Annotated in this window: 6 protein-coding genes; 3 read left to right on the forward strand and 3 right to left on the reverse strand. The window is 59.3% G+C overall.

Annotation, left to right across the window (positions count from 1 at the left end):
* Window positions 1-167 precede the first annotated feature (167 nt).
* The 3 genes from K2R93_21430 to K2R93_21440 all read right to left on the reverse strand — a co-directional run bounded on the left by K2R93_21430 (window position 168) and on the right by K2R93_21440 (window position 3,935).
* Window positions 168-1,229 (reverse strand): 6-bladed beta-propeller, encoded by a 1,062-nt coding sequence (locus K2R93_21430; GenBank protein MBY0492411.1) that lies wholly within the window; start codon window positions 1,227-1,229, stop codon window positions 168-170.
* A 161-nt stretch (window positions 1,230-1,390) separates the two neighbouring features.
* Window positions 1,391-1,861 carry a GNAT family N-acetyltransferase gene (locus K2R93_21435; protein MBY0492412.1) on the reverse strand — a complete coding sequence of 157 codons (471 nt, stop codon included), beginning with the start codon at window positions 1,859-1,861 and terminating at the stop codon, window positions 1,391-1,393.
* Window positions 1,845-3,935 (reverse strand): ATP-binding cassette domain-containing protein, encoded by a 2,091-nt coding sequence (locus K2R93_21440; protein ID MBY0492413.1) that lies wholly within the window; start codon window positions 3,933-3,935, stop codon window positions 1,845-1,847. The genes K2R93_21435 and K2R93_21440 overlap by 17 nt, the downstream gene beginning before the upstream one ends.
* 88 nt (window positions 3,936-4,023) lie before the next feature.
* Here K2R93_21440 and K2R93_21445 point away from each other — a divergent pair, with 88 nt between their 5' ends.
* The 3 genes from K2R93_21445 to K2R93_21455 all read left to right on the forward strand — a co-directional run bounded on the left by K2R93_21445 (window position 4,024) and on the right by K2R93_21455 (window position 8,599).
* On the forward strand, window positions 4,024-4,857 hold the full coding sequence (locus K2R93_21445) for a CPBP family intramembrane metalloprotease (GenBank protein ID MBY0492414.1): 834 nt from the start codon (window positions 4,024-4,026) through the stop codon (window positions 4,855-4,857).
* A 2,018-nt stretch (window positions 4,858-6,875) separates the two neighbouring features.
* Window positions 6,876-7,535, forward strand: a complete 660-nt coding sequence (locus tag K2R93_21450) for a hypothetical protein (GenBank protein MBY0492415.1) — start codon at window positions 6,876-6,878, stop codon at window positions 7,533-7,535.
* 539 nt (window positions 7,536-8,074) lie between these two features.
* Window positions 8,075-8,599, forward strand: a complete 525-nt coding sequence (locus tag K2R93_21455; GenBank protein MBY0492416.1) for a hypothetical protein — start codon at window positions 8,075-8,077, stop codon at window positions 8,597-8,599.
* Window positions 8,600-8,672 lie beyond the last annotated feature (73 nt).

Raw genomic sequence — 8,672 nt, forward strand, 5'->3', positions numbered from 1 at the left:
CTGTCCACGGCGACTCCAGCCGGTGGACTAATGAGCTTCCAAATGTCATCTGCAATTCGATCAACGGCTTGCTGCGCTTCGTCTCGCCGCGCCAGAGGGGCGCTCTCTATAGATCTAGCCATTGGATCCCTGTAATCTTCGGATGATGCACTTCGATCAATTGCGACCTAATAGGCCAACTTAAGGACAACCAGCTGTTCTACTCCGTCCTCCGTCATGCTCGACGCGAGAACCTTGTTCCCACGCACGTGCAGCGGGACTATTCCAACCGGGAACTGCACTACGCCGAGCACATTTCCGGACGCCGTGATCACTTCCCATGTGCGTGATCGTCGAAAGTTTACTTGCATTGCCGGCGATTGGCGAAGAAAGGTCGTAGCCGATTGATCGCCACGTTCAACGAATACGGTATCACCAGTGGTGAGCAATGAAATGATAACTGGCTGAACCGGTGCAAACTGCAAGCGACGCAGCAGAGTCTGTGCGAGTGCCTCTGGCGTGCGCTGTAGCCGAAGCGCAGCGGCGAATAGCTTCGAAGCTGAGTCACGTTCACTGCGTGTTGTCTGGCGTGTTTGACAGCTCCGCTCAAGTCGTCGTAGCGACCTTCCCTTTGCGGCGACCTCAAGATGACACGCTTCGCCGGTCGCATAAACGACGCTACCGTCAGGTAGCAGCGCCCATGAGAACTCCGGAGTAAACAGCGTAAAGTTTGGAATTCCGTCGGCAATGCGCACGGAGCTGCGAGCCGACCGGGCTACAGGCGTATCGACGACAGCGCCCGAGCTTAGAGATCTTCTAAGAATCGCCACGCGGGTTATGCCTGCAGTGTCCATATCGCTTACCGACTGGACCGCTTGGAAGGCCTCCGCGAGATTCGGTGCGGCCTGCCAACCGAGAGTGACACCAACAGCGGGCGCGATTTGAAGCTGTCGGGCTAATCGCCCTGTCTTCTCGAAGAACTGAAGCGCACTTCTGTTCAGGTCAGGCACGATCAGAAGGGAGTCCTGGGTAAGCAGTCCTGCGGAACCGATACCGAGCTCTCCGGGGCCGTTCCCGGGGCGGCCTACCTGACGCTCAAAACGGCCGTCCCTGGTAAACACCAGGATCCGCGGGGGCGCCTGGTCGAGTACAAAGACACGACCGTCGGCGTCTTGCTTTGCCGCGACGACACGCGAGAGCTCCTCATTATTGCTAGATGCTGTTTCGCCGAGGATTGTCTCTACGGTCACTCCTATCGTATCAGAGCGTCGTACGGGAGCGGCTGACGTTGTGCCGTCGCGCCTTTCTCGTTGCGCGTCTGTGCATCCGAGCATTAGGAGCGCAAGCACGGCCATCAGCAGCGTCGGTACATGACGCGCTCCGATCACACCTTCGAGCTGTACACGCGACGCTACAGCTCGCATACGTACTCCGCGTGCGAGAGACGGAAGCCCACATGCAAGGCGAGACGCGATGCCTCAGCATTGCTCCCAAACACGTTGCATCGAATCGCTTTACAACCGCGCTGTCGATACTCGTCCAGAAGTGCGCTTAGCAGGCGGGCGCCAATTCCAGTCCTCCGGTGCCTCGCGAGTAGCACGAAGTCGAGTACGATTCGCTCCGCGTCGCGATAGCGTTGTACTTCTCCTACCCACGCCCGACCTACGGGCTCCTGGCTATCCGCGCGTCGGAATACCCACAAATCTTGCCCGGCCGACAGCGATCCTTGCGGTAAGAGGCTCGCGAACAGCGACTCAGAGATTCGTAATCCCTGCTCGAAGGACCAGGCGCCCGATTCGACACCTTGTCGTGCAAAACGCTCTTGAGCCTCGCTTCGATACTCATCGAATTCCTCTGACCGCATTCTATCCATTCGATACACTTTCGCTTCCCTCTCCGCGGGTGGTGCGTGGTCCTGTAGTAGATGTTGTGCACGTGAGCAGACCGTGCTCGAGCCGCCAAAGGCTCACGCCCGAGAGCGCACTCGCTCTCTGCTCGTCCGCTGTTAGGACGACAACCGTCCGCCCGATTGACTTGAGTCGACCAAGCATGCGTTCAAGCTCCTCGTCATCCATTGCTGCATCAACGCTATCGAGGACGATGATTGGTCGGTCGGCCATCAATGCGCGCGCGATTAGCGCTCGGTCCGTGTCACGCCGCCCGCCTGACGAGAGCGAGTGACCCCAGCCTTGCCCTTGCTCATTGAAGACTGAATGTCGACTATCACCGCCGTGTGCTGCGCCAACAGTGATCGCGGGATGGACGCACTCTTCCTGGTCCTCACAACATTGCTGGGGTGTGTACGAAAGCACCTCGTCGGAGACTGCTCCGGCCAAGCGCATCTCGTGAGACGCCACGGCCACCAAGGATCTAAGGCTGTGCACTGTTAGGGACGCGGCAGATTCGGCGTCGGCGATCACGCCCGAGCTTGGTACCTGAGCGCCCGAAATAACACGAGCAAGTGTCGTCTTTCCGGTTCCAGCACGCCCAACGATCACATTCACCGAATTCGATGCTATGGTGGCAGTTACACCACTTAGAACCGGCTTCGCTACTCCCCGATAAGTGACATCGACGTTTTCCAGTCGTATACCGTGAACCGCGTTTCGCTGGCTCTCGTTACGCTTCCAATTGCTGAGCACCCGCTCATTATCGCTGTGTTCAATAGTTCCGGTTGGTGCGTTGCGCTCACTCCGCGTTACCTGCTCCGCGTCGACCCGCTTTGGAGCAGAGTATGCTTGAAGCGCTCCGCGGCAAACATAGCGAAGACTCGACGCCGCTCCGAGCGCGATCAAGATCGTTGCGCCAACCCATCCAGATGACTCGGTCGCCTGTTCCCGTGCTGGAAGAGCGAGAATGAGAGGAGCTACGAGTACTGAGAGCAACGACGCAACGGCCTCAACCGTCGCTGAGCAAACGACAACTTTCTCGTTGTCGTGCATATCAGGGAGGGTGCCTATCGCGGCGCGTGTTAGCTCCTCGGGCGACACGAACGAACGTAGCGACTGAAGATCAAGCGATAGTTGCGCGGAGTCAGCGCCGGTCCGATTGGCGCTCCGCTTGACGGGAGCTGACGCAGATGCTGCTTCAAGAATTGCTGAGAGGCCACAGATTGTGACAACCACCAAAGCAGCTCGCGGGTCCATCCACGTCAAGTAACCCAGAAAGGCCATCGCAATTATGAGTCTGTTCTGTAGATTTAGCCTCAGTGTGTTGTCCGCCACATGCAGCGGAATGCGTGCGACCGTGGTGATAGTGTCGACAGGGACTGCCGAGGCATCTTCGAATGACATCTCATAGAGACGCCGAACGGCGCTCCGTACGAGATCGACGCTCTTCGCTTGACCCCGCTGGTACATCCACCGTTCGCGAATCGCCGCTGACGCTCCGACGAGGAGTATGACGGCAAGCAGGATGGGGAGACCTGAAGTTGGGGCATTCGTCCGGTCTCCGCTCCCGTTCAATTGCCGAGCTATCAGGATGAAACCGGCTACGTGACACAACGCGAACGGCGCCTCGCGACAAACTGCGCGCAAACTCCGTCTGAGCGCATTGATAAGTGGCGGAATCGCACTTCTAGGCGCTTTGGGAGTAATTTCCAGCGCGGTGCCCGAATATGACCGCTCCATCGTCGGTCGATCTACTTCGAATCGTCCGAGCGTCGGATCCACGAGGCGATAGCGTGCCGGAGAGATCCTCTCGAGGACGAGAAAGTGGTGGTCTTGCCAGTGGATTATACAAGGCAGTCGTACTTGAGTGAGTTCGTCGAGCGTTGTAGCGTAACCGATGGCGGAAAACGCTCGTTCGTGGGCGACCTCGCATATTCTGTGGGCGGACGTTCCTGAACGACCTACACCTAAAGATGTCCGCAGCACATCCAGTGGCGCGTTCTCGAAGTAAAAGTCCAGAATCATCCACAGCGAACACGCGGCGCAGTCAGATTGCTGTACCTGCAAGGGTACGCGAACTCGGTGCCGCCGCGTGAGCAGTGGGATTATCCAACGACTTTTCGGGTGCCTCACGTGGCTTCAGCCCCATTCAAAGATGACCAGCGCTCGACCAGATGCATTCTCGTCCATCGCAATTGGGGTGTTTGGCGCGCTCTTCTTCGGGATTGTCGCGGCGCCGGCTTTTGTACTTAGCACTCCGTGGAGCATTTCGTGGTCGCTCGGTACTGTCGCGGCCTGCAGCTATCTCAATCGGCAAGCGAAGTGGTGGTCGGCCGCCACTACGGAACGCTCGGTGGGCGCAAAGTTGCAGTGGTACGGGCGGCTGGTGGCATCTTTAGCGCCAACGTGCCTCTCCATGCTTCTTCTTTGTGAGTTGCTCTTTCGTGGCCTCACGTCGGCGGAGCTAAGGCGGTGGGCAGGAGCGAACTTTGTTATCGCGCGACTTCAGCTGGGAAGCATCGGTCCCATCTTTTACGCGGTAGTAGCCGCACCGTACATCGAGGAGCTATGCTTTCGTGGTTGGGTGCTTTCAGGATTGCGCGAGATGATTGGTAGTCGCGCAGCGGTGCTCGTCTCGGCACTGATGTTTGGCTCTCTACACTTTTGGTATCCGTCGCTTGGCATGGTGCTCATTCCGGTGATCCTCGGAGTTTTTTGGGGCACGCTGCGCATTCGGTTTGACTCAATGCTAGTCGCCACGGCACTTCACGCGTTCTGGAACAGTCTGGTCATTGCGCGTCTTAAGGGGATGACGCTCGTTCCATCAGTGCTCGACAGATTTCCGATGGCGAACGCGACCCTCGCGATTCTTTGCGCCATCGCCGGAGGTTTGAGCCTCGCAGAGGGAATATGGCGCGTAGCTCGATCCGCACCCGTCCAGTCTCATGTGAGTTCTGCGAGACTAGGTTCGTCCGTTGATTCCGACTAACTCTCAGCACGATGGTCCCAAGGCACAGATCTGAAGGTCAAGATTGTCAAACCAGCTTACGCCCCGCCCCACGTGTAGCGCTCCCACCATAATTCGCTCGGCGCCGATGGGGATTGGGGCTCGAGCGGTATATCGTGTCCACTTCTTGGTGCCCCTTGGACCTGTCTTTTCCATGTTGTCTACGGCAAGCGTACGAGTCTTGCCATCGATTCGAATCCAAAGACCGGCCCACCCGCTGAGCTGCTGAACCTCGATGTCGCCGCTGAGCTCAACAGTCTGACCGACGTAGGCGTCGGCGCGAAACGTTTGGACCACAGCTACGACTGAATCGTTGCCGAGCGGACTGATTCGCAAGCTTCGCGCGCCTAGTCGGGCTTTCGAAGAGACCAAACTGGCGCCTGGCCCAGCGATCCAACTAGCGGGGAGCGTCCCGAGCGAGTCTCGCGCGAGTTCAAAGCTAGAATTCTTAAGCTCAATACGCTGAGCTCGAAGATCAAACGCGCATAGCGCGCTCAGTAAGAACGCCTGAATTTCTGATCTCAACATAGCTTTCTTGTGTTATACACTTTTGCAAATTCGAATGATCGATTTCAAGCTTCAGTCTCTCGCTATGGTGGAGCCGAAGTTTCAATCTGTCAAGGCTCCCGCAATACGCCCGAGACGTACGATGATGCGTTACAAGGCGCCGACGGAGCCGCCGCCGTCGCAGGTGACATTCTCTAACGCTTTCCGGCGCCGTGACAGCCGCGATGCGGTCCATTCACGCGTCGTCGCGCTGTCGACAGAGCCATAAGGCCGGGCTCGTCTGCTCAGGCTCTAGATCATCGAATCCGCGCCTTCTCATGAGCCTCCTGTCGGCTGGGGCCGAAATTGTAATCCAGCATTGCTGGCCGTGATCTATGCGGACAATCCGTACCGTACAGACGTCGATACATTGAAGCTCGACTTACATAGGTACTTCACGCAATGCGACATCGACCTGACGTACAGCCAGCCCACCCCAGGCGGAACTGAAAGTTCAACGCTTTTGAGCCATGCGTTCGCAGGTAGGAAATCTCCGAACGTTAGCTGTGAAGGATAGTGCGGATAGTCCATCTGATGTCGAAGAGTCATTGGGGCCTACTACTCGCCAGTTGCGAAGGTCCCACTCACCCATCGTACAGCGGCTGGTAGTCATAGGCGTTCTCGACGACTGCGTCACACGGACTGAGTTTCGACACACCCAACGCCGCTGGGCCATTAAGGGTCCCGACATTGGGCTGCCGTTGGGAGACGCAGGTGGGACGGACGCTGAACGTGCCGTGTTCGGCACCTGCCTCGAGCCACTTCCTTCCCTGGAGGGCACAGACTCCGGAGTCCGCGTGGCACGGACGCTCCGTCACCCTCACCGTGGTGATCGGAGCGGCGGAGCTCCTGCGTCTGCGCGTCGCGCCTCAAGCAAGGCTGAAAAGTCTGCGACCAAGACCGGTTCAACTCGGAGTCGCATACTCCCTTCGCGCGCCACTGCATGCTGAAACTCCTCCTCGCTCAGGGCGAGCGCGACCGCTGGCGGCCACGATTCGAGTCTTCCGTGCGGCAAGAGGGAGTCTGGGCCGACGGGGAAGCGCACGGCGACGAATCTTTCCAGCCGATCCAGGCAGTACGCTGACGCCGTCGAGAGGATCACACTTCGTTCAAAGCAGGGAGCTCCCCCGGGACCCTGATACGCTAGGGTGGCATTCAGCGACGTCGCCAACGCGACGAGTTCCTTCTCGAGGTCGGCCCAGCGAGAGGCGTCACTTCCGGGCCGGCCGAAGAACACACCGAGATAGAAGCCGCGCGCGGCGGAAGCGGGGGAACTCAAAGGAGGCATGTTGGGAGTCTAGGCCGTGTGAGCGCCGGCCGCCGGTCGTAAAGCGCCGTCCGTCCGCTCGACACGGCCCCCGGCGCCTGGGCCGCAGCGCTGAACGGCGAAGGTGCACAGCACCGCTAGGCTATGGACGACCTACCCCTCCGCACCCCCTCGTATCGAGGTTACCATGATTGTTCCGCATCCGTCTCACGCGACGATTCCTGAACGCGAAGCCGGCGACGCCATAAGCGTCAGGGATTCTTCCGACGCTCGCGCTGAGGGCGCAACCGTCCCATCGGCGCCGTGCGCCACGCTCAGGACCGATCAGATCCGGTCGTGGTCCGAGAGCATCGAGGCGCTGGGGCCAGTGTACCGTCGGCAGGTCCGGCGAGCCGCCGAGGACGTTTGGCTCCGTTTTGTGGACGATGTGTTACATCACCGCATTCCGCATCCATCGCGCGCGCCGAAGCGGTGTCTGTATCGCCTACGCGATCTCGCCGAGGCGGCGGCGGGGCGCCTACCCTACTTCTCTGGCCAACACCAAGCAGCATTCCTCGCCCTCGCGCTGTCTCCGTCCGCGTCGCAGGCGCTCGTCAACATCTCGGCCATTGGCGTGCTCTGGCCGGAGGCAAAGCAGCCGCTTAGGCTCGCTGCCCATGGGCAACGGGTGGAAGATGCGGACGTCACCGTTATCGTAAAGCCGGAACGCTTTGCGCAGCTCGTGGTCCGCAACGATATCCTGCTGGCGCTCATGTCCGTGCCGACTCAGGACCATGGCGTTGAGATACGGGCAACCGATGCCGAAGCGGTCGAGGAGATGCCAATCGTTCTTCGAGTGATCCCGTGAGGCAGAGACTACGCCCGCTTTGTCGAGATCCACGCGCGCTTGGTTGCCCTCTGTGTGGACGCAGCTTCATCCGCCAGTCTCAGCCGGCGTCGGCTACTCATCACGGCCAATAGAGAAGCAGCGTCGTATCAGTGCATACACACGATGAGATCCCCTGCATTCTGCGGCACTCCTTACCTTGACCAGCCTCTCAACAACCTTCCCAGCTGGCCGTACGTGTGCCGATTCAGAGAAGCCGTGGTGCGGTTTCGGAGCATTCGCTGACAGTTGTCGGCAAAGGATCTTTTTAAGTTGAGGATGAAGGATCTTGACGGCCATCTGATCTGCACATCGCCGCCGAGGCGGTTCCCGCAGGGCGTCCCCTCTCCGTAAGGCCGATTAAGAAACTATTGGGCCGACCATTCGCTTCCACCGACCGCCGCCCCGGGCGACGCTTCAGTGTTTTCGATGTAACATCGTCACTCAGCACTCTGGACTATCGCGTTGAGCGTAGAAGGCGCCTGTCGAGCTTGCGGCACCTTGACTCCTTCGCTGACTTCATGACTGATCCGGTTCCGCAACGACAACGAAAATCCGCGACCACGGAGAACGCGCTGGCCGCAACGGACGAGGTGCCGCCTACCGTTCGCGGGCCGGTGAGAGAGACCGCGAGCTGGCGCAGCGCACTGACGCTGAAGACGGACCTCGATCTCATCGACGTCCCCATTGTGCTGTTTGCCGGCCTTGGCCTCGCGCTGTTCCTGCTGTGGTTTGGCCGTCAGACACTGCAAACCGGCGACCTCCAGCTTCCGCTTTGGCTCCAGACGCCAGCGGCCTGGTTGGCGACGGCTCCCGTCACGGCAGTCGGCTGGTTTGTACAGAAGGCGGTGCGGCGACAGAGGAAGCGACCCATCGGACAGAGCTACCTGATGTGGATCTTCCTCATTGCGATTGGCACGATTCTGTTAGTACTTGGCATACGCATACCGCTGCAATCCAGACCCGCAGAGGACGGGGAATTGGTGTCGGGCGCAACGACGGAGCTCCGATTACTCGGTCCAACCGGTCGACCGACGCGGATTTGAACCGCCCCGGGTTTGGAGGAGACTCGGTTAATTGAGTGCCAAGCGCTCCGCAGGAGCCGCTTGGGTGCGGTAG

The sequence above is a fragment of the Gemmatimonadaceae bacterium genome (genome assembly GCA_019752115.1).
Taxonomy (GTDB): Bacteria; Gemmatimonadota; Gemmatimonadetes; order Gemmatimonadales; family Gemmatimonadaceae; genus Gemmatimonas.

What these genes read in the sequence shown, in the direction of transcription:
- K2R93_21455 (MBY0492416.1), top strand. Translation starts at nt 8,075, where the DNA reads ATGACTGATCCGGTTCCGCAACGACAACGAAAATCCGCGACCACGGAG.
- K2R93_21450 (MBY0492415.1), top strand. Translation starts at nt 6,876, where the DNA reads ATGATTGTTCCGCATCCGTCTCACGCGACGATTCCTGAACGCGAAGCC.
- K2R93_21445 (MBY0492414.1), top strand. Translation starts at nt 4,024, where the DNA reads ATGACCAGCGCTCGACCAGATGCATTCTCGTCCATCGCAATTGGGGTG.